Annotated in this window: 18 protein-coding genes; 12 read left to right on the top strand and 6 right to left on the bottom strand. The window is 48.2% G+C overall.

Annotated elements, in window-relative coordinates:
* Positions 1 to 275: 275 nt before the first annotated feature.
* The 3 genes from pal (at position 276) to A3GA_RS0100930 (ending at position 2,441) form a co-directional block, all read left to right on the top strand.
* Positions 276 to 761 carry a peptidoglycan-associated lipoprotein Pal gene (gene pal / locus A3GA_RS0100940; protein ID WP_018025505.1) on the top strand — a complete coding sequence of 162 codons (486 nt, stop codon included), beginning with the start codon at positions 276 to 278 and terminating at the stop codon, positions 759 to 761.
* 200 nt (positions 762 to 961) lie between these two features.
* On the top strand, positions 962 to 1,627 hold the full coding sequence (gene ybgF, locus A3GA_RS0100935; protein WP_018025504.1) for a tol-pal system protein YbgF: 666 nt from the start codon (positions 962 to 964) through the stop codon (positions 1,625 to 1,627).
* A 16-nt stretch (positions 1,628 to 1,643) separates the two neighbouring features.
* On the top strand, positions 1,644 to 2,441 hold the full coding sequence (locus A3GA_RS0100930; RefSeq protein WP_018025503.1) for an alpha/beta fold hydrolase: 798 nt from the start codon (positions 1,644 to 1,646) through the stop codon (positions 2,439 to 2,441).
* 41 nt (positions 2,442 to 2,482) lie between these two features.
* Here the strand turns inward: A3GA_RS0100930 and A3GA_RS0100925 are convergent, their stop codons facing one another.
* Positions 2,483 to 3,016 carry a copper chaperone PCu(A)C gene (locus A3GA_RS0100925; protein ID WP_018025502.1) on the bottom strand — a complete coding sequence of 178 codons (534 nt, stop codon included), beginning with the start codon at positions 3,014 to 3,016 and terminating at the stop codon, positions 2,483 to 2,485.
* 89 nt (positions 3,017 to 3,105) lie between these two features.
* Here A3GA_RS0100925 and mnmM point away from each other — a divergent pair, with 89 nt between their 5' ends.
* On the top strand, positions 3,106 to 3,720 hold the full coding sequence (gene mnmM, locus A3GA_RS0100920; protein ID WP_018025501.1) for a tRNA 5-(aminomethyl)-2-thiouridylate-methyltransferase MnmM: 615 nt from the start codon (positions 3,106 to 3,108) through the stop codon (positions 3,718 to 3,720).
* Here mnmM and ubiM read toward each other — a convergent pair.
* The 5 genes from ubiM to A3GA_RS0100895 all read right to left on the bottom strand — a co-directional run bounded on the left by ubiM (position 3,706) and on the right by A3GA_RS0100895 (position 11,481).
* On the bottom strand, positions 3,706 to 4,902 hold the full coding sequence (gene ubiM / locus A3GA_RS0100915; protein ID WP_018025500.1) for a 5-demethoxyubiquinol-8 5-hydroxylase UbiM: 1,197 nt from the start codon (positions 4,900 to 4,902) through the stop codon (positions 3,706 to 3,708). The two genes, mnmM and ubiM, sit on opposite strands and share 15 nt — an antisense overlap.
* Before the next feature lie 95 nt (positions 4,903 to 4,997).
* On the bottom strand, positions 4,998 to 7,115 hold the full coding sequence (locus A3GA_RS0100910) for a UvrD-helicase domain-containing protein (RefSeq protein ID WP_040613915.1): 2,118 nt from the start codon (positions 7,113 to 7,115) through the stop codon (positions 4,998 to 5,000).
* A 34-nt stretch (positions 7,116 to 7,149) separates the two neighbouring features.
* Complete coding sequence (locus tag A3GA_RS0100905) at positions 7,150 to 9,354, bottom strand: primosomal protein N' (RefSeq protein ID WP_018025498.1); 2,205 nt, start codon at positions 9,352 to 9,354, stop codon at positions 7,150 to 7,152.
* An 89-nt stretch (positions 9,355 to 9,443) separates the two neighbouring features.
* Positions 9,444 to 10,514: a uroporphyrinogen decarboxylase gene (gene hemE, locus A3GA_RS0100900; RefSeq protein WP_018025497.1), complete on the bottom strand. Its 1,071-nt coding sequence runs from the start codon at positions 10,512 to 10,514 to the stop codon at positions 9,444 to 9,446.
* 115 nt (positions 10,515 to 10,629) lie between these two features.
* Entirely contained in the window at positions 10,630 to 11,481 is an 852-nt protein-coding gene (locus tag A3GA_RS0100895) for a hypothetical protein (RefSeq protein ID WP_018025496.1), read from the bottom strand.
* A gap of 556 nt (positions 11,482 to 12,037) precedes the next feature.
* Between A3GA_RS0100895 and A3GA_RS0100890 the strand changes: the two genes are divergently transcribed.
* The 8 genes from A3GA_RS0100890 (at position 12,038) to trpC (ending at position 20,673) form a co-directional block, all read left to right on the top strand.
* Positions 12,038 to 13,531, top strand: coding sequence for a DEAD/DEAH box helicase (locus A3GA_RS0100890; RefSeq protein ID WP_018025495.1), 1,494 nt, complete (start codon positions 12,038 to 12,040; stop codon positions 13,529 to 13,531).
* A 137-nt stretch (positions 13,532 to 13,668) separates the two neighbouring features.
* Positions 13,669 to 14,859: a 2-methylaconitate cis-trans isomerase PrpF gene (prpF, locus tag A3GA_RS0100885; RefSeq protein ID WP_018025494.1), complete on the top strand. Its 1,191-nt coding sequence runs from the start codon at positions 13,669 to 13,671 to the stop codon at positions 14,857 to 14,859.
* Positions 14,860 to 14,888: 29 nt separating this feature from the next.
* Positions 14,889 to 15,593, top strand: a complete 705-nt coding sequence (rpe, locus tag A3GA_RS0100880) for a ribulose-phosphate 3-epimerase (protein ID WP_018025493.1) — start codon at positions 14,889 to 14,891, stop codon at positions 15,591 to 15,593.
* 3 nt (positions 15,594 to 15,596) lie between these two features.
* Positions 15,597 to 16,307 carry a phosphoglycolate phosphatase gene (locus tag A3GA_RS0100875; RefSeq protein ID WP_018025492.1) on the top strand — a complete coding sequence of 237 codons (711 nt, stop codon included), beginning with the start codon at positions 15,597 to 15,599 and terminating at the stop codon, positions 16,305 to 16,307.
* Between the two features lie 356 nt (positions 16,308 to 16,663).
* The gene (locus A3GA_RS0100870) at positions 16,664 to 18,187 is read left to right on the top strand and encodes an anthranilate synthase component I family protein (RefSeq protein ID WP_018025491.1); all 1,524 of its coding nucleotides are present in this window, start codon (positions 16,664 to 16,666) and stop codon (positions 18,185 to 18,187) included.
* A gap of 21 nt (positions 18,188 to 18,208) precedes the next feature.
* Complete coding sequence (locus A3GA_RS0100865) at positions 18,209 to 18,784, top strand: anthranilate synthase component II (protein ID WP_018025490.1); 576 nt, start codon at positions 18,209 to 18,211, stop codon at positions 18,782 to 18,784.
* A gap of 32 nt (positions 18,785 to 18,816) precedes the next feature.
* Entirely contained in the window at positions 18,817 to 19,854 is a 1,038-nt protein-coding gene (trpD, locus tag A3GA_RS0100860; RefSeq protein ID WP_018025489.1) for an anthranilate phosphoribosyltransferase, read from the top strand.
* 18 nt (positions 19,855 to 19,872) lie between these two features.
* Positions 19,873 to 20,673, top strand: a complete 801-nt coding sequence (trpC, locus tag A3GA_RS0100855; RefSeq protein WP_018025488.1) for an indole-3-glycerol phosphate synthase TrpC — start codon at positions 19,873 to 19,875, stop codon at positions 20,671 to 20,673.
* Positions 20,674 to 20,679: the final 6 nt, after the last annotated feature.

Below are 20,679 nucleotides of genomic sequence, written 5' to 3'. Positions count from 1 at the left end.
AATACGTCTTGTGATAAAACTGTCATATTTTGCTAACACATTCGCTGATAACTTGCATCGAGTCGCAATTTGTTGCAGGTTTTACGCCACTTAATGCTTTAAACCTGTTATATTTTAATTTAAGAGGTAGTGCGCACTCTACAGCATAATCCAGCGTTTGGGGAAGGCGGTGAGTAAGTTCTCACACGAGGAGTTAGCGAGCTGTCTTCGAGCTTTGCTACCATATGGTTTGCAATTATAAAAATTTTATTTAATCAAAAACTAGGAGTTTTCCGATGAAATCTCGTATCGTTAAAACATTTGCTATTGCTGCTTTAGCTGCTACTCTAGCTGCGTGTAGCTCCACCAAGACAACCACTGACACAACAGGTCAAACTGGCGCACAGACTGGTGCTGTAATGGATCCATTCAACCCTAACAGCCCATTAGCTCAACAACGTTCTGTATTCTTCGGTTTCGACCGTTACAATGTTGAAGAGCAGTACTTACCACTAGTACAAATGCACGCTCAATACCTATCTGCTAACGCTCAGCAGCGCATCCGCATTGAGGGTAATACTGACGCCCGCGGTTCTTCTGAGTACAACTTAGCCTTAGGTCAGCGTCGTTCAGTCGCCGTTGCTCAGCAATTAGTTAACCGTGGCGTTAACGGTGCCCAAATCGAAGCTGTCAGCTTCGGTAAAGAGCGTCCTATCGCTCAGGGTTGGTCTGAAGAAGCTCACGCTCAAAACCGTCGCGCGGATATCAACTACATCCGCTAGGATCGATGATCTTCAGTGATCTTCGGATCTGAGCTTGTCATAATGCCGCAACTCCATAGTTGTGGCATTATTTTTGCAACAAACAGCAACAAGTCATTAATCACAAAACAGCCTTATTGCTGTAGGATAAAGAGTAGCTTTTTCAAAGCACAAGCCAACTTTTACGACTTAAAACGATAAACCACCAAGGAATGTAAAGCATGTTTAAACGTCAACTCTCCTTACTAGTGTTCAGCAGTGCTATTTTAGGTGCCGGTTTTAGCAGTCCGGCGATGGCTTTTGAAGATGAGGATGCAAGACGCGCCATCTTAGAGCTGCGCTCACAATTAAAAATGGCCGGCTTATCACGTTTAGAGTTATCCAACCAGATTCAGGCCTTACAAAAGGAGATCGCGCAGTTACGCGGTCAGTTAGAGAGCTTGGACCATTCAGCGAAGCAAGCTTCTTCACAGCAAAACTATGACGATTTTGGACCTAACCCGCAAGTAGGTGATCCGAATGAGCAGCATGACTATGATAATGCGATCAACCTATTCCGTCAGGGCGAGTACGAGATGGCGGCAAATGCATTAAACAACTTTGCCAGCGCCTACCCACGCAGTGTCTTAACACCGGCTGCACGTTTCTATGAGGGCAGCAGCTATTACGCTATTCGTGATTTCCAAGGCGCAATCAGCCGCTTAGAGCGCATGGTCAGCAGCTATCCTCAGGATCCACAAGCGGGTGATGCCTTATTAGTTGTTGCCGGCAGTCAATTAGAGCTGAATAATATTGAGGGCTCTAAGCAAACCCTACAGCGCGTGATTCAGCAGTACCCTAATTCGCCTGCAGCCGATACTGCCCAAGAACGCTTAAAAATGTACTAATTAGCTTTATTTTCCAGTGTCCGAATTACAAGAACAATCTATTAACGGTCTGACACAAGCCTTTATTGATGAGGGCGAGGGTCAGGCCTTGGTACTTATCCATGGCTCACTTTGCGACTACCGCTATTGGCGCTTCCAAGCCCCTACTTTAGCCGCTAAATGTCGTCTAATTATCCCTAGCTTAAGGCATTATTGGCCGCTTAATGAGCCTGAAGCCATCGGTTTCAGTGCAGAGCAGCATGCTGCCGATTTGCTCAATTTACTACAGCACTTAGGGATTGAAAAAGCGCATCTGCTCGGTCATTCCAGAGGGGCTGCGGTTGCCGTACGTATGGCCCAACAGGCGCCTGAGCATATCGCCTCCTTAGTTCTGGCCGATCCGGGCTTGCGCAATCCGCAAGAGCTCCAAGAGGGCATCCACTGGAAGGCTTCGGCTTTGCAATTAATTCAATCGGGTGCCGTCGATGAGGGGCTAGAAATCTTTATTGATGCGGTGAGTGGTGAAGGCACATGGGCCAAGATGGTTCCTTGGTTTAAGCGCATGGTTCGTAACAATGCCAATACCTTAGAGTTGCAACAGTATGAGCAAGCGGTGCTATTTGATAAGGAAGCGCTAGCCCCCTTGGCTCAATTCAAGATCAGCTTAATCGGTGGCGCTCAGAGTCCGGCGCCCTTTCCACATATCATCCGTGAACTGAGTGAACTCTGGCCTGAAGCCGCCGTGTCTATCCTAGAAAATGCCACGCACGGTATGAACCTGGCGATGCCGCAACGCTTTAATCAGACAGTATTGGTGCATTTAGGACTTGATTAGAAAAATAAGGCAGGAATCGCCTCCTGCCTTAACCCTATGAATTAATCAAAGGAAATGGCATTAATCGGTTTAACCACACATTCAGTGGTAGCGACCTTGTCACCCTCAAACTTAAATTCCAAGTTGATTTTGTCACCCACCTTGACCACATCAGCGGAATCAGCTGTTAGCATCACGTGATTATCCTTGGGCTTGAACACCGCCGTCTGACCAGGCTCAAGCGTCAATTTCTCAAGGTTGATCATCTTACTGCTACCATCCTTAACCACTGTCTGGTGCAGCATCACATCGTGGAAATTCATAGCACGGGCACCAATTAAAGTGATCGTTTCAGAGCCAGTATTTTTTAGTTCAAAATAAGCTGCTGAAGGACGCTCAGGCACTAAACGCACCCAACAACGGCTAAACTCCACGCTATCCAAGGTGCTTTCTTTGCCAGTGAATTCAACCATGGAATGGGCACCATGATGCATATCATGACCATGATCGTGATTACCATGACCAACAGCACATGCGCTAAAGGTCAACAGAGCGGCAGCTGCTGCGCTGAGCTTCAATTTATTAGCTTTTAACATGTTATTCTCCTTAAAAATTTAGCTAAACTATTTGTGACATTGTAATATTAGCGCTAAGATCAAAAAAGTACAACACACAGAAATTGATAATGACTAGCAAGCAAGCGCTGACACCTCGTCGCAGCAGAGGTCCCTTGATACTGCCTCAGATAATCCATTTTGCCGATAGCTTAGCCGCCCGGGCGATAGCCCTCGGCGACACGGTGATTGACGCCACCATGGGCAATGGTCACGATACAGTGAAGTTAGCACAGTGGGTAGGGCCTGAGGGGCTGGTGCACGCCTTTGATATACAAACACAAGCCCTCCAAAGCACCAGAGCACGCTTAGAAGCACATGGCTTAGTTGAGCGCTGTCAATTGCATTTATGTGGTCATCAGTTGATGCAGGAGGTGGTAGAAACTGAAGTCGCCGTGGTGCTTTTTAATCTAGGCTATTTACCAGGACAGGATAAATCCATTACCACCCTGGTTGAGACCACCTTAAGCGCGATTGAACAAGCTCTAAGGCTATTAAAAGAAGGTGGCGTATTGATTGTGGTGGTCTATCCGGGGCATGCACAGGGTCGTGATGAGCAAACAGCCCTGGATCGGTGGATTCGCAAGCTTGATACTGAGCGCTACCGAAGCCTACGCTATCAATTTGAAAATACCGCTGCACCTGCCCCCTACGTCTTAGCCGTGGAAAAACTAAAAGCCCGTTAATTGACGACTGATAAAGAACTTCACCGGCGGTAGATTATTACTCAAGCGCACCACGGCCGAGCGTAGCAATCGAGCCGGTGCACGCTCATTAGTAAAGAGCTTAACAATGGCATTAGTCCCATGGAATAAAAACAGGGTGTGTGGCATATGCTTGCGCTCATAGCGCTTTAACACCGCCTCAGAGGCAAAGTCCTCGCCCCGCGTATGGGCTTCACTAATCACTGTCGCCAAAATGTCAGCGCCGCCCAAACCCAAGTTAAAGCCGTGCGCAGTGACCGGATGCATACCCACAGAAGCATCACCGATTAAGGCGCTACGCTGCGCCACAAAGCTACGCGCATGCACTCCGACTAGAGGATAGGTATGCACATCACTCAGTACCTTCATCTTACCAAAGCGATTATTCAGCATACGCATCATCTCAGCGGCCAGCTCCTCGCGATTAAGACTTAAAATCTCCTGCGCTCGATGCGAATCAATGGTCACCACACAGTTTGTCATATGGTCGCCCAAGGGCAATAATGCCAAGGTGCGTCCGTAGAAAAAGCACTCCGATGCGATTTCATGATTGGGTACCGTATGCTCAGTGCGGAACACCATCACAGTGCGCCCAAAATCATGCATATCAGTCGCAATACCCAGCTGACGACGAGTATTAGAAAAACGGCTGTCGGCTGCAACTAACATGCGCGCAGTCAGTACGCGATTATCCTCTAAGGTCACGGTGACTTTATCAGTACCAGTGGTGACCTGCGTCACACCCAACCCGGTCTGAAAGGTGATATTGTCAAAACCCTGCAACGATTCATAGGCAACACGGCGGATATTGTAATTGGAAATTAAATAGCCTAAAGTATCAATTTCACGACCGCGCACCCGCTTTGGATGCGGAAAGGTCAAGGAGTAATCAGACTCACCATCCAATACCCGCGCCTCACGCAGGAAGTAAATGGATTTTTCATCAACCCGCTGCCACATATCCAGCTTTTGCATAATCTCGCGCGAGGTGTGAGTTAAGGCAATTTCACGACCATCATAGGGCGGATCGGCCAAAACGGACTCAGGGCTTTTCTCAATCAAGGTGATTTTTAAGCCAGTGGGCGCCACGCCGCGAGCAAAGCTAAGACCGGCGGGACCCGCACCAATTACAATAATATCGCTATCAAATTGATTTTCCTGCATAAGCAAAATCCTATTATTTCTGCATAGAGCCTGTTATTACCCTATGAGTTTAACAAAGGCTGCCCCGCTAAGGGCACAATCGACCCCGTGATAAGCTACTTCTTTTGCGTCAACATGTCGCGCAGCCGCGCTAAACGCTCCTTAGGCGACATACCCTGAAAGGGATCCTTTTCAATGGCGACGCCACTATCTAATCCCATTTCGGCAATAAAGCGCGATGGCTCACAGATTATATCCTCGCGCGCACGACGGCGTTTTTTACACCAGGTAACGGTCAAATGCTTCTGCGCTCGGGTAATGGCCACGTACATCAGGCGCCGCTCTTCTTGAATGCGATCACTGTAACCGCCGTCCTCCTTATTCGGGTCGCCGTATTCATCATCCTTGCCCAAATGCGGTAATAAGCCCTCTTCGGTGCCGATTAAATGCACATAAGGGTACTCCAAGCCTTTGGAGGCGTGAATGGTGCTAAGCTTCACCGCATCAATCTCTTCTTCGTCCTCACTGCGCTCCAACATGGTGATGAGGGCAATGCGTTGCACCAACTGCAATAAATCCATTTCCTCCTCAACAGCTTTGGTTTTAAGCCAGCTCAAGAGCTCTTGGACATTTTGCCAGCGCGATAAGGCACTACGCTCTTCTAAGCTATCGTATAAATAACGCTCATAGTCAATAAAACGCATTAATTCATCTAATAGCTCGGGCGCCTTACGCTCCTCACTCCGGTACAACGCTGGATTACTCAGCAAATCGACCGCCCGTGCAGGAGCACGCCCACGGTTAGCCTGCCAACGAATACTTTCAATCACATGAGCAAAGGCTCTCAAGGCTTGAAGCTGCTTTTCATTGATGTAATTTATCAGCTCATCCTCAAAAATCGCCTCATATAAACTGATTTCCTTGGCGGCAGCCAATTCACCCAAGCCGGTCAAGGTCGCTTGCCCAATACCGCGCTTAGGGGTAGTAACGGCACGGATAAAAGCTGGATCATCTTCCTCATTAACCAACAGACGTAAATAAGCCAAGATATCCCGCACCTCGGCCTTATCAAAAAAGCTTTGCCCACCCGTCAACACATAAGGAATATGCATTTCCCTAAAGGCCTGTTCAATCACCCTGGCTTGGTGATTGCCACGGTACAACACGGCAAAATCCTTCCAGTCGGCACGCTGTTGAAAACGTGCTTGGGTAATCCGCATGGCAACGGTTTCGGCTTCGGCTTGGTCATTATCCATCACCACCACTTGCACCGGCGATCCCTCCTCAAATGAGGACCAAAGCTTTTTAGAAAAAACGCTAGGATTATTGGCAATCACATTATTTGCCGCTTCTAAAATGCGTCCTACTGAGCGATAATTTTGTTCCAGTTTAATTAACTTCAGCTTAGGATAATCGCTCAATAAGCGCGATAAATTTTCAACCGTGGCACCACGCCACGCATAAATAGCCTGATCATCATCGCCCACGGCGGTAAATTGCTGACGAAAATCCGTTAATAACTTCAGCCATTCGTATTGGCAGGCATTGGTGTCCTGATACTCATCCACCAGTAAATAAGTAATGCGTTGCTGCCAACGTTCTCGCACCTCTTCATGCTCGCGCATCAGCAGTACTGGCAAAAGGATTAAATCATCAAAATCCACCGCTTGATAGGCCTTTAAGGTCGCTTCATAACTACGATACAGTCTAGCTGCATCCTGTTCATCCGGCGTTTGCGCTAAGTTTTCTGCTTGCTCAGGTAGAATCAGCTGATTTTTCCACAGTGAAATCACTTGCTGTACTGCCCGAATCCGCCCCTTGTCGGTGGTACTCAGCATTTCCTGAATAATACCGGCTGCATCGGTAGCATCTAGAATTGAAAAACCTCGCTTTAAACCGGCAAACTTCGCCTCCTCTCTTAAAAAGCGCACGCCTAGAGCATGAAAGGTGCAAACCGTCAGATCTCGAATTAAGCTTGGCTCGACTAAAGACTTTAGTCGTTCCATCATTTCTTTTGCTGCTTTATTCGTAAAGGTCAAGGCCAACACGCCACGCGCGTTATAGCCGCAAGTATTAATTAAATAAGCAATTTTTTGGGTAATGACTCGAGTCTTACCACTACCCGCTCCCGCTAAGACCAAGCAAGGACCGTCCAAATACTTGACCGCCTCCAACTGCATGGCATTTAAGCCCATACTGTGCTCTGAAGATTGACGATGAGTAGAATGAGACATACTGAATTAATCACGTGCGTGGTTCAACATAAGCTTAAATCTCTAGTGGATCGACTTCAATCACGTATTTTAGCCGATGCTTTTTAGCGATTTTTGCAATCTGCTCAGCCCAATAGGGTAAAAAACGCTGCAATCTGGCGCGCGAGGCTGACTCAATTAACAGCTGCGCTCGCTCCATATGAAACACTCGCACAATCCGTAAAGGCACGGGGTCATAGAAACGGATTCCCGTTTGTAGCTCGCGTAAGTGCTGATAAGCTGGCTCATCCGCATAGTCTTCAGCCAACACAATGGCTTTAATTTCTTCTAAAAATGCTAAGCATCTTTCAATTTCTTTGCTACTTGCCGTTACTAGGGTCTGAAAGGAAAACGGCGGCAACTGCGCCAGACGTCGTTCTTGTAGCGTATGCTCGGCAAACAGTTCATAATCCTGCCTTTGTAAGGCTTGATAGAGTGGATGATTGAGCTCATTACTTTGAATTAAGACCTTGCCCCCGGGCAAGTGACGTCCGGCGCGACCCGCCACCTGCAATAACTGCGCAAATAGTCGCTCTGAGGAGCGAAAATCGTGTGCGTATAGCCCAGCGTCCGCATTCAATACACACACTAAATTAAGATTTTTGAAGTCATGCCCTTTGGACACCATTTGTGTGCCGACCAAAATATCGATCTTGCCCTCATGCACCCGATTAAAAAGCTCCTCAGCCTGTCCCTTACGCTTGGTACTATCAGCATCAATGCGTTGAATCCTAGCATCGGGAAACTGCTGCCGCAAATACTCTTCCACCTTTTGCGTCCCGCGTCCTAAGGGCTGGATATCTGTATTACCACAGTCCGGACAGGCGCTAGGCGGACGTCGCTGCAAACCACAATGATGACATTGCAACTGATACGTGGGAGGCCCATTGTGGCGCTTAGCACCTTGACCACCACTCGGCAGGCGATGCATCACCATAAAAGCCGAGCATCTGCTGCACTCACTATTCCAAGCACAGGCAGGGCAATGCAACACCGGTGCAAAACCACGCCGATTAATAAACACCAATGCTTGTTGACCTCGTTCAATACAGTGCTGAATCTCGTCCAACATCTGTTGACTAATGCCCTCCACTAAAGGCGTTTTGCGTGTATCGATAAACTCAAAACTCGGTTTAAAGGCCAAGGCGCCCACCCGTTCAGGCAAGCTGCAAAGATCGTACTTCGCCTCTTTGGCATGTTGCCAGCTTTCCAGGGATGGCGTAGCAGAGCCTAAGACCACTGGAATATTTAATTGGTGTCCACGCCACACTGCCAAGTCTCTGGCCGAATAACGCAAGGCGTCTAATTGCTTATAGGAGGCGTCGTGCTCTTCATCAATCACAATCAAACCGAGATTTTGCACCGGCGCAAAAATCGCCATACGCGTGCCGAGGATGATGCCTGCCTGCTTCGTCTGCACCGCCACCCAAGCTGCCAAACGCTCACCATCAGATAAGTTACTATGCAGAATAGCTATCTGCTCATGTGGAAATCGCTCTTGAAACTTAGCTTGTAATTGAGGGCTGAGATTAATCTCTGGCACCAATATCATCACCTGTTTACCTTGCGCCAATATATGCTCAGCCACGTGCAAATATACCTCGGTCTTACCACTACCGGTCACCCCATGCAGTAACACCGTCTTATAGCCCTCAATCGCTGTGATATGCTGAAAAGCAGTGCGCTGTGCCGCAGATAACTGCGGACGCTGAGGCGACTCGGCCTCCGCCACTTCTGCAGACTGGCCTAGACTCGACACGGCGGTGTCAGTTCCATCCTCTTCCGCCTGTTGACGCTCTTTTGCCGCTGCTTTGGCGGCCTTTTTAGCAGCCGAAGCCTGACGTTTTAATAGCCGCTGTACCGGTCCACCGGCAGCACGGGTACCAGTATAGGCCTTAGGGTTTTTCAGTGGCGTGGGGAGAGTGGATAGTAATGCCTCACCCAATGGGCGCTGATAATAACTGGCAGCAAAACGACCGAAATCCAACCAATCCGTCGGCATGGGCGGCAAATCATCATAGACCTCTAACACCTCCTTGATTGACGATTCCTCATACGCAGGCTGCTCTGGCCGCTCGATCACAAAGCCAATCAGCTCCTTGGCGCCGAAGGGCACACGCACGCGCTGACCAATCATCGCTTGCATCCCCTCTGCTAAACGATAATCGAATAAATCAGCCATTGGCAAAGCCAAGGCAACGCGCACCCAAGGCCGCTGCATAAATGATGCTCTCCAGTTAAAAGAAGCCCATTAATCCGTAGACAAATGGGCTCCGATGACACGTCATTGACACTTACAACAAAAACGTCTTAGTTGTGGTACTGCTTACTGTGATTATGTACCTCGTCTACTAATACTGCCACTTGTTCCGGATTAGTAAATTGGGAAATGCCATGACCCAAGTTAAACACATGACCACCTTGGCCTACCGGACCGAAATCATCAATTACGCGACGTACCTCTTGGCGCAGGCTCTCCTCACTACCGAATAAAGCCATGGGGTCGATATTACCCTGTAAGGCAACTTTATCACCCGTCTCCTGACGCGCGCGAGCTAAGCTCATCGTCCAATCCAAACCGACTGCATCGGCATCGGTGGCGGCAATATCTTTGATCCACAAACCACCGCCCTTAGTAAAAGCAATCACTGGAATATCTTCGCCCTCATGCTGACGATTTAACTGATCAATTACCTTTTGCGTATAGGCTAAAGAAAACTGCTGGAATAATCCGTCAGGTAAAACACCACCCCAGCTATCAAAAATCATCACCGCTTGCGCACCCGCCTTAATCTGCTCATTCAAATAAACCGCCGTGGCAGTGGCCGTGATTTCAAGAATTTGCTTTAACAAATCAGGGCGCTGATACATCATGGTTTTGATCTTGCGGTATTCACGTGTGGAACCACCCTCAACCATGTAGCAAGCAACCGTCCACGGACTACCGGCAAAGCCGATTAAAGGTACCTTGCCGCCTAACTCCTGACGAATCAAAGTGACCGCATCAAAAACGTAGCGCAACTTCTCCATATCGGGTGTCTGCAATTCAGCTACACGCTGCTCACTATCCACCGGATTAGCGAACTTAGGCCCCTCACCCTGCACAAAGCTCAAATCTAAACCCATGGCGTCAGGGATTAATAAAATATCGGCAAATAAAATTGAGGCATCCAAATCAAAGCGACGGATCGGCTGTAAGGTCACCTCACAAGCATACTCAGGATTAGAGGCTAAACCCATAAATGAACCCGCTTGGGCGCGGCACTCACGATACTCTGGCAGATAACGGCCTGCTTGGCGCATCAACCACACGGGTGTATAAGGAACGGCTTGACGCTTTAAAGCACGCAAGAAAACATCATTTTTTAAGGTGGGAAACATAAAACCTCCGGAAAATCAGTTAAAGAGGGATAGCAGATAGGAATCCTGCGCACTCGTCGTTAATTTTTGATGACAAATTATAAACGACTACCCCTCTTTAAACAAATGAATCCACCTAAACATCCGGACGGAACTGCTCAGCATCTATCTTGTGCTTGCGCATCAACTCCCAAAAAGAACGGCGATTTTTCTTAGCCAGCGTGGCGGCTTGTGCGATATTACCCTTGGTCGAGCGTAACATATAGCTCAAATAGCCATGCTCAAAGCGGTCGACCACGTTTTGTTTAGCCTCCTTAAAACCCTCATTGTAATAGCTAACATGCTGGTCACTGAAAGCAAAGGCATAATGACCCGTATGCTGCTCAGCACTCCGTAACAGCGCCTCAAAAAATGCGCGCTTCGGCTCCTGATACGATGGGTGACTCGGCGCACTTAAACTCACGATGCCATCATGAGTCGCAGCCCGCGTCACAGTGTAATCATGCGAGCGACGCAAACTTGGCTTATTGGCTGCCGCTAACAGCCGCACTCGCAACTCCTCCTGATTGATGGGGTAACGCATAAAATCACTTAAGCCCAAACGCAACAAATCAATCATTGCGACTGGTTGCACCCCAGAGACTAAGGCAAAGACTGGGCATAGATTTGGATGAAACTCCTCGGCACTATGCATAAAAAACAAAAAGCGCCGCGCCAAGCTTAAACTCTCGGTATTTAATAACAGGATCACCACATCATAGCGCATCAACTGCATCAATAAAAACTGCCGATCCTCCTCGCGAAACTGAAGCTCGTCGGTCGCTGGCACTAACTCGGATAAAGCGACATCGTGAACTCGCAAGCGCTTATGCTTAATCACAACTTGCTTAAACCTATCGGAACCATCTGCCAACGCCGCTTGTCCTGACACCCCACGCCCAGCCACCTGATCAAAATGCAAGATAGCGCAATCCAATGTCTGCTTCATAAAAAACCTCGCGATTTTCTCTCTATACTCACCATAAATTAGATCGATATTGCATTAGACTAATGAATAATTGGCGCCAATAACATACCCTTGAATACCTAGTCAAAACTACGTATAAATCCAGCAAAAATTTAGTCGCATAGCTAGCTCAAAATCAATCCGATATTAACTAGCAACGCACGTTTTACGACCTCAACCAGCACCGTCCAAAACACAAGCCAAAGACCACGCCAAGGCATCAAAAAACAACAAGCACAGCTTAGCACTCAAGCATTTGCCTCGTTCAAAGATTAATACTTGACAGCTAGGGGAAACCCTTTATAATGAATTGCTTATCTGAATAAGTCACGGCATCCATCCATTGGCTATCACAGCCGCCACACGACTCACTCAAATCACAACCAGCGCTTTTAAACGATACTTCATCGCAAGCGATTGGTTTATATTTAAACAGTTCGTTTTTGTATATTATCGCTCCAACCCCTGACGTAGTTTCACCATGCGTTGATCCGGTCGGCACGATATAAACCGACACGAGATTAATAAGGAAATTACTATGTCTTTTGAATCATTAGGCTTAGCACCGGTATTGCTATCTGCCTTAAAAAAAGCTGGCTTTGTTGAACCCACCGAGGTGCAATCCACCGCCATTCCCGCTGCCCTTCAGGGTAAGGATTTAATCGTCAGCGCCCAAACCGGTAGTGGTAAAACAGCTGCTTTCGTGCTCCCCGCCTTACACCGTATCGCCACTACGCCTGCCACTAAGCAGCACAGCGTGCGCTTACTGGTACTCACACCGACTCGTGAATTGGCGCTGCAAGTAGCCGCTGCGACCAAGCAATACAGTGTCGGGATGCGTGGTTTACGAGTTGCGACGGTGGTTGGTGGTATGCCTTACGGCCCACAAATTAACGCCTTAAGCCGCCGAGTTGATGTCTTAGTGGCCACACCGGGACGGTTAATTGATCACCTCAACGCCGCTCGTGTCGACCTCAAACAAATTGAGACCTTGGTATTGGATGAGGCGGATCGTATGTTAGATATGGGCTTCTTGGAGGACATGAAAGCCATTGTGAAGCATACCCCCGAGTCTCGTCAGACCTTAATGTTCTCCGCCACCTTTGAACGCACTTTAGCGGAATTAGCAGCGAGTATGTTAAAGGACTCGGTCCGCATTAATGTCGCCAACCAAACGCAAAAGCACGAAAATATTGAGCAGACCCTACTCTATGCGGATAATGCCGGACATAAGTTCCGCCTCTTAAGGCATATTTTAGATAATGAGCCGGTTTACCAAGCCATTGTCTTTACGGCGACCAAACGCAGTGCCGAGGATCTGGCCCAGCGTCTCAAAGACAATGATTACAAAGCCGCCGCTTTACATGGCGATATGAATCAACGCCAACGTAATCGCACCATTACTCAATTACAAAATGGCAAACTACATGTGCTGGTAGCCACTGATGTGGCCGCACGCGGTATTGATGTGCAAGGTATTAGCCACGCCATTAACTTTGATTTACCGCTGCAACCTGAGGATTATGTACATCGTATTGGTCGCACGGGTCGCGCCGGACGGGATGGTCGCGCCTATAGTTTTGCTACTTTTGCTGAGGGCATTAAAATTAAAAAAATTGAGCGCTTTACTGGTCAACCCTTTGAGGTGGAAACCATTGATGGCTTAGAGCCTATTCGTCAAAGCACCAAGCCTAAAAGCAATGCTTCCAAAGCTCGCCGAGATAGTGCTAAAGCCAGTAACGCCAAGCGTCGCACTGCGCCACGCCGTGAAAAAGCAAGCGATTTTGACGGTTTAGACAAAGACTTTGAGCGCACAAACAACGCCGCTTCGGCTAAGGTAGCGCAGCCAGCGCGTCGCCCCAAAGCGGCCTCGCAGAGCACAGCCAAAGCACGCAAGCACAACGATCGTCGCGAGGGTGCCGAGCGAACGCTAGCAATGGATGGCGTACGCCCAAGTCGCAAGCTACGCAAAAACAGTAAAGCACTGATTGAAAGAGTAAACCGCGCTGTTCTCGATCGCATGGCTTACTAGTAAGCCTACGCAGCGGTAACGTCGCACCGCCCACGCTCTACTCCATGCCGGGAATGCTTTTTAGCAGCGCCCGGCATTTTTTTATCAATAAGCGTTATAATCGAAAGTCATAAACTATAATATTTTGGAGATCATACATGAGCCAGGTCGCACAAATTAAAATCCCTGCCACCTACATGCGTGGCGGCACCAGTAAGGGGGCATTTTTTAGCCTAAATGATTTACCGCCAGCGGCACAACAACCAGGTGCAGCGCGTGATGCGATTTTAAAGCGAGTGATTGGTAGTCCCGATCCCTACGGCAAGCAAATTGACGGTATGGGTGGCGCCACTTCCTCCACCTCCAAAACCGTCATTGTCAGCAAAAGCACGCAGCCTGAGCACGATGTGGATTATTTATTTGGTCAGGTAGCCATTAGCAATGATTTCGTTGATTGGAGCGGCAACTGCGGTAACTTAACCTCGGCGGTTGGACCCTTTGCCATTCAGGCCGGTTTAATTGATCCAGCAAAAATCCCTGACAACGGTATCTGCACAATTAAGATCTGGCAGCGCAACATTCAAAAAACCATTATTGCCCATGTCCCTATCACTAACGGTCAGGTACAGGAAACGGGTGATTTTGAGTTAGACGGCGTGACCTTTCCTGCCGCTGAAATTATTATTGAGTTTATCGATCCCTCGGATGATGACGGTGAAGCGGGTGCTTCAATGTTCCCTACCGGCAATCTAGTGGATCAATTGGAAGTGCCAGGCATTGGGACATTTTCTGCGACCATGATTAGCGCAGGGATTCCGACCATTTTCTTAAAAGCAGAGGAGTTAGGCTACCAAGGCACTGAGTTGCAGAGCGATATTAACAGTGATCCCGAGGCCCTACTTCGCTTTGAGACGATCCGCGCATACGGTGCCAAGGCCATGGGCCTAATCAATGACGTGCAAGAGGCTAAAGACCGTCAGCACACCCCCAAAATCGCTTTTGTAGCACCAGCACAGGACTACACTACCTCCAGTGGCAAAGCCATTGCAGCCGATGCCATTGATTTACATGTGCGTGCTTTATCCATGGGGCAGCTCCATCATGCGATGATGGGTACGGCAGCAGTCGCCATTGCGGCGGCTAGTGCGGTGCCCGGCACCTTGGTTAATCAGGCGGCAGGCGGTGCCACTAGCGCAGGCGTGGTCTTCGGGCATCCCTCAGGCACCTTACGGGTAGGCGCTGAAGCGGTTCAAGAAAATGGTCAATGGCAAGTGAAAAAGGCCATTATGAGCCGCAGTGCCCGTATTATCATGAGCGGTTGGGTGCATGTGCCCGGCGACTGCTTTTAATTTCTAATCTAATGAACAACGTATCTACCATGAGCTTACTTCCTGCGATTATCGCCCCCAGCATCCTATCTGCCGACTTTGCCCGTTTGGGGGATGAGGTAAAGCAAGTGATTGCTGATGGCGCCGACTGGATCCACTTCGACGTGATGGATAATCACTACGTTCCCAATCTCACCATCGGCCCTTTAGTCTGTGAAGCCATTCGTCCTTATACCGATGCGGTGATTGATGTGCACCTCATGGTAGAGCCGGTTGATAGCCTAATCCCGCTATTTGCCAAGGCGGGAGCCAATATGATCACCTTCCATCCGGAAGCTTCAAAACATGTGGATCGCAGCTTAAATCTGATTCGTGAGCATGGTTGTCAAGCCGGTCTTGTACTCAACCCAGCCACCAGTTTGAGCGTTTTGGATTATGTTATGGATAAGCTGGATATGGTGTTACTGATGTCGGTCAACCCCGGTTTTGGTGGTCAACAGTTCATTCCTTCCACCCTCGACAAAATCACCCAGCTACGTCATCGCATTGATGCCTGGACAGCGGCAGGCGGTCAAGCCATTCGTCTTGAGGTTGATGGTGGCATTAAGGTGAACAATATTGCTGAGGTGCGGGCGGCAGGCGCCGATACCTTTGTGGCCGGCTCAGCTATTTTCGGTGCTGATAATTATCAAACCGTGATTGAACAAATGCGTGAGCAAATTGCCCTAGCCGATGGTAAATTAATTAAAACTTAACTGATGAAACGCACAACCCACGCCACCATCACCACCGTCTTATTTGACCTCGACGGTACCTTGGTTGATAGCATGCCGGATTTGGCCTATTGTTCCAATCAAAGTTTAAGCGAATTAGGACGCCCCATGCTCTCCGAGGAAAGGCTTAGCACCTTTGTGGGCAAAGGCCTAGAGCGTCTGATCATCCGCTTTTTAGCCGATGATATTGAGGCTACCAGTGCGGATCCAGCGCTTTTTCAGCAAGCCAAGGCCATTTTCAAGCGTCATTATCATGCAAGCAATGGCGATCGCAGTGTGCTTTATCCCCAGGTGCGTGAGGGCTTAGATCGGCTCAAAGCCATGGGCTTAAGCCTTGGCATTGTCACCAATAAGCCGATGGAGTTTACTACCCCACTGGTGGAGAAAAAAGGCATTCTGCCTTACTTTGATGTGCTAGTAGGCGGTGACACCTGCGAGCACAAAAAGCCCCATCCGCAACCCCTGTTATATGCCATGGAACAGCTACAGAGCGATTCACATCATACCGTTTTTGTAGGTGATTCACTGAATGACTCTGCCGCCGCTGCGGCGGCCGCCATCCCCTGCCTGATGCTGCCCTATGGCTACAATGAGGGTCAAGCCATCACGCCGCCGGTGCATGGTGCAGTCGTCAATGATCTAGTGGCCGTAGCACAATGGATTGAAAGACAAAACGCATTATCCGAAGCTAATTAAGCCGCGCTTAAACTAAAAAGGAAAATTGTCACACCTTTTTCATAAAACTGTGTTACCATTTTTACTATTCATCCATTAGGATTTGACGATTTTTTTACAATGATGCCATTAAACCCTATCGCTTACGCCCTTAACAACATCGCCTATTATTGGCGTTGGTGGCTTTTGCGCGCCGGGTTTATGGTGTCTTAAGGCTTAATTTAGCGTCTTCACTAGATAGTAGCTCTGAAAACTCTGAAATTAATCCTAAACTTAAAGACTGATGTATTAACCCGGTACCTCGAGTAACCGGGTTTTTTTACGTTGATACTAAGGATACCCGGTCAAACGCTACCACTTGAAAGAGAGTAATTACCATGACTGAAATTGAATTTAACGCCCTCAAGGCCCAAGGTTACAACCGCATTCCTCTGCTACAAGAAACCTATGCTGATTTAGACACCACCTTGGGTATTTATTTAAAGCTTGCTCATGCGGATAAAAAGCGCGGCAAAATGAGTTGCTTACTCGAATCCGTCGTCGGTGGTGAACGTTCTGGTCGTTATTCCTTTATCGGTTTACCTGCGCGCACCGTGATCCGCAATATCGGCAACACCACCGAATTAATTACCGACGGGCAAATTGTAGAAACGCATGAGGGTGATCCTTTTGAGTTTATTCGCAGCTACATGGCACGTTTTAATGTGGCTAATCGCCCGGGTATCCCTCGTTTTACCGGTGGTTTAGCTGGCTATATCGGCTACGATGCAGTGCGCCATATGGAGCCCAGCTTAGGCCCGGCAGTTAAGCCATTTCCCCATGGACAAGAAGAAGGCACGCCGGATATTATGCTGATGCATATTGATGAGGCGGTGATTGTGGATAATGTCATTGGCCGCACCTATCTTTTAGTGTATGCCGATCCAGGGGTAGAGGATAGCTACTCTAAAGGGCAAAAGCGCCTCCTGGATTTACGTCGTATGCTGCGCCAGCCAGTTGAAATCCCGTATAGCTTGGCTAGTTTAGTCACTGCAGAAGAGCGTCCTTTTGCTAAAGAGAACTTTTTAGAGGCGGTTGCCCAGGCCAAAGAGCATATTGCGGCGGGTGATTTGATGCAGGTTCAAATCGGTCAAGTCATTAGTAAACCCTTCCGTGATTCACCACTCTCTTTATACCGCTCGCTACGTTCACTCAATCCCTCGCCCTTTATGTATTACTACAATTTCGACGACTTCCACGTGGTGGGTTCATCACCAGAAATTTTAGTACGCCAAGAGCATGTGCTTAATAGCGATGGTGAGGAGCATACCGAAGTGACAATTCGTCCCTTAGCTGGCACTCGCCCACGTGGTCGTACACCGCAAGAGGACCAAGCTTTGGCTGAGGAATTACAAAACGATCCTAAGGAAATTGCTGAGCATGTGATGTTAATTGATTTAGCTCGCAATGATATTGGTCGCGTCTCTCAAACCGGTAGCGTTGAGGTGACGGATCAATTTGCGGTAGAAAATTACTCACATGTGATGCATTTAGTGTCCAATGTTAAAGGCATTCTCAAGGAAGGTATGGATTGCATTGATGTGCTACGGGCGACTTTCCCCGCCGGCACCCTGACTGGCGCCCCTAAAGTGCAAGCCATGAAGCTCATTGATGAGTTGGAGCCAGTACGTCGCGGCATCTACGGCGGCGCTGTAGGCTACCTCAGCTATAACGGCACCATGGATATGGCCATTGCCATTCGTACTGGTTTAATTAAAAACGGCAATCTGTATGTACAAGCCGCAGCCGGTATTGTTGCCGACTCCGTTCCCGAAAAGGAATGGTTAGAAACCGAGCATAAGGCACGTGCCGTACTACGCGCTGCCGAGCAAGTGCAATATGGTTTAGATAAGCCAATTTAATAACAACACAGGAAATATCAAATGACTAAGCTTTTTATGCTCGATAACTACGACTCCTTTACCTATAACTTAGTGCAATATTTCGGTGAGTTGGGCGCTGAGGTAACCGTAGCGCGTAATGATGAAATCACCATTGCTGAGATCGAGGCACTGGATCCCGATTTAATTTGCATCTCCCCCGGTCCTTGTTCGCCTGCTGAAGCCGGTATTTCCGTGGAGGTGATTAAGCATTTTGCTGGCCAAGTGCCAATTTTAGGCGTCTGCTTGGGGCACCAGTCGATCGGCGCTGCCTTTGGCGGTAACATCATTCGTGCCAAGCAATTAATGCACGGTAAGACCTCCACCATTACACATCGTGGTAGCGATGTCTTTAGTGATATTCCCTCACCTTTTACTGTCACACGGTATCATTCCTTGGTGATTGAACGTGACTCTTTACCTGAATGTTTAGAGATTAGCGCAGAAAGTGAAGATGGTGAAATCATGGGTGTGGCACATAAAGAACTGCCAGTATTCGGAGTGCAATTCCATCCCGAATCGGTATTGAGTGAATATGGTCATGAGCTATTAAATAACTTTTTAAAATACGCACAATAAATACGGTAGTGGCATCAAACGGAGCATATCTAATGAAAATATCCTATCAAGAAGCCCTCACTCGTCTGATTGAGCATCGTGAAATCTTCGAAGATGAGATGATTGGCTTAATGCGCACGCTGATGCGAGGTGACATGCCTCCAGAAATTGCAGCGGCCTTTTTAATTGGTTTACGCGTTAAGAAAGAAACGGTGGACGAAATTACCGCCGCTGCCATGGTCATGCGTGAGTTCAGCACCCGCGTCAAATTAGCCCATCCAGAAGAAGCACTCGATATGTGCGGCACCGGTGGCGATGGCTCAAATACCTTTAATATTTCTACTACCGCTATGTTTGTCGCAGCCGCTGCTGGCGTACCCATTGCCAAGCATGGTAATCGCAGTGCTTCCAGCCCCGCTGGTAGCGCCGACGGCTTGGAGGCCTTGGGCGCCTTTGTGGAGACACCGCCTGAGCGGGTGGCCGAAAGTATTCAGGAAACTGGTATTGGCTTTATGTTTGCCCCTTTTCATCATAGCAGCATGAAAAACATTGCACCCATTCGTAAACTATTGGGTGTACGTACCATCTTTAATATCCTCGGCCCCTTGACCAATCCGGCCAATGCCGGCAACCAGTTAATGGGGGTCTTTCACCCCGATTTGGTAGGTATTCAGGTGCGTGTATTAAAGCAATTAGGCGCCAACCATGTGCTGATTGTGCACGGTATGGACGGCATGGATGAAGCAACCTTAGGCGCCAGCACCTTAGTCGGTGAGCTAAAAGACGGCGAGGTCTTCGAGTATGAAATTCACCCAGAGGACTACGGCATGTCGATGGTTTCCAACCGCAGCTATCGTGTAAAAAACAAAGAGGAATCGCGCGATATCATGCTAAGTGTCTTAAAAAATGAAGCGGGACCGGCTTTAGATATTGTCATTTTTAATGCGGGTCTAGCCATTTATGCAGGCAACAAAGCCAACAGCATCAGAGAAGGGATTGACATGGCTAAAGAGTTACTGGCAAGCGGTGCTGCCTTTACTAAAATGCAGCAATTCTGCCAATTCAGTCAAACCCTGAGACCACAACAGTAAGTACGATTTGGAAGTGTGATGGACGATATTTTATTAAAAATTCTTAAGGTCAAACACGCGGAAGTGGCTGAGCTCAAAAAGTCGCGCAGCAGCAATGATTTATTAAGAGAGGCAGAAGCCCGTCAAGATACGCGCGGCTTTGCCAATGCCTTAAAAGAGCGTATTGATATTAAGAAAAATGCGGTGATTGCCGAAATTAAAAAGGCCTCACCCTCTAAAGGCGTGATTCGTGAGGACTTTAATCCCGATGCCTTAGCCATCAGTTATGCGGCGGGCGGTGCAAGCTGCTTATCAGTATTAACCGATACGCAGTTTTTTCAAGGCTCTCATGACTACCTGCGACGCGCTCGTGCTGCCTGCGCCTTACCCGTGATTTGTAAAGACTTTATGGTGGACCCCTACCAGATTTACCGCGCTCGTGCCTTTGGTGCTGACTGTATTTTACTGATTGTGGCCGCTTTGGATGATAAGCAATTACAGGATTTCGAGCAAATCGCCATGGACTTGAACATGGATGCCTTAATCGAAGTTCATAATGAAAGTGAAATGGAGCGCGCCTTAAGGCTTAAGTCACCCATGATTGGCGTCAATAACCGTGATCTACGTAGTTTTAAAACCGATATTCACAATACCCTACGCTTAAAAAACATGCTCGCCCAAGAAAAAGATCGTTTTTTAATCACTGAAAGCGGCATTTTAAGCCGTGATGACGTCAAATTAATGAATGATAACGATGTCTACGGCTTTTTAATCGGTGAGGCCTTTATGCGCCAAGAGGATCCGGGCAAAGCGCTAGCGGCCATGATGGCACAAGACTAAATTAAA

It is taken from the genome of Oligella urethralis DSM 7531, assembly GCF_000372065.1.
Taxonomy (GTDB): Bacteria; Pseudomonadota; Gammaproteobacteria; order Burkholderiales; family Burkholderiaceae_B; genus Oligella; species Oligella urethralis.
The sequence above is the reverse complement of the archived record's forward strand: the minus strand, read 5'-3'. Positions and strand labels throughout refer to the sequence as shown.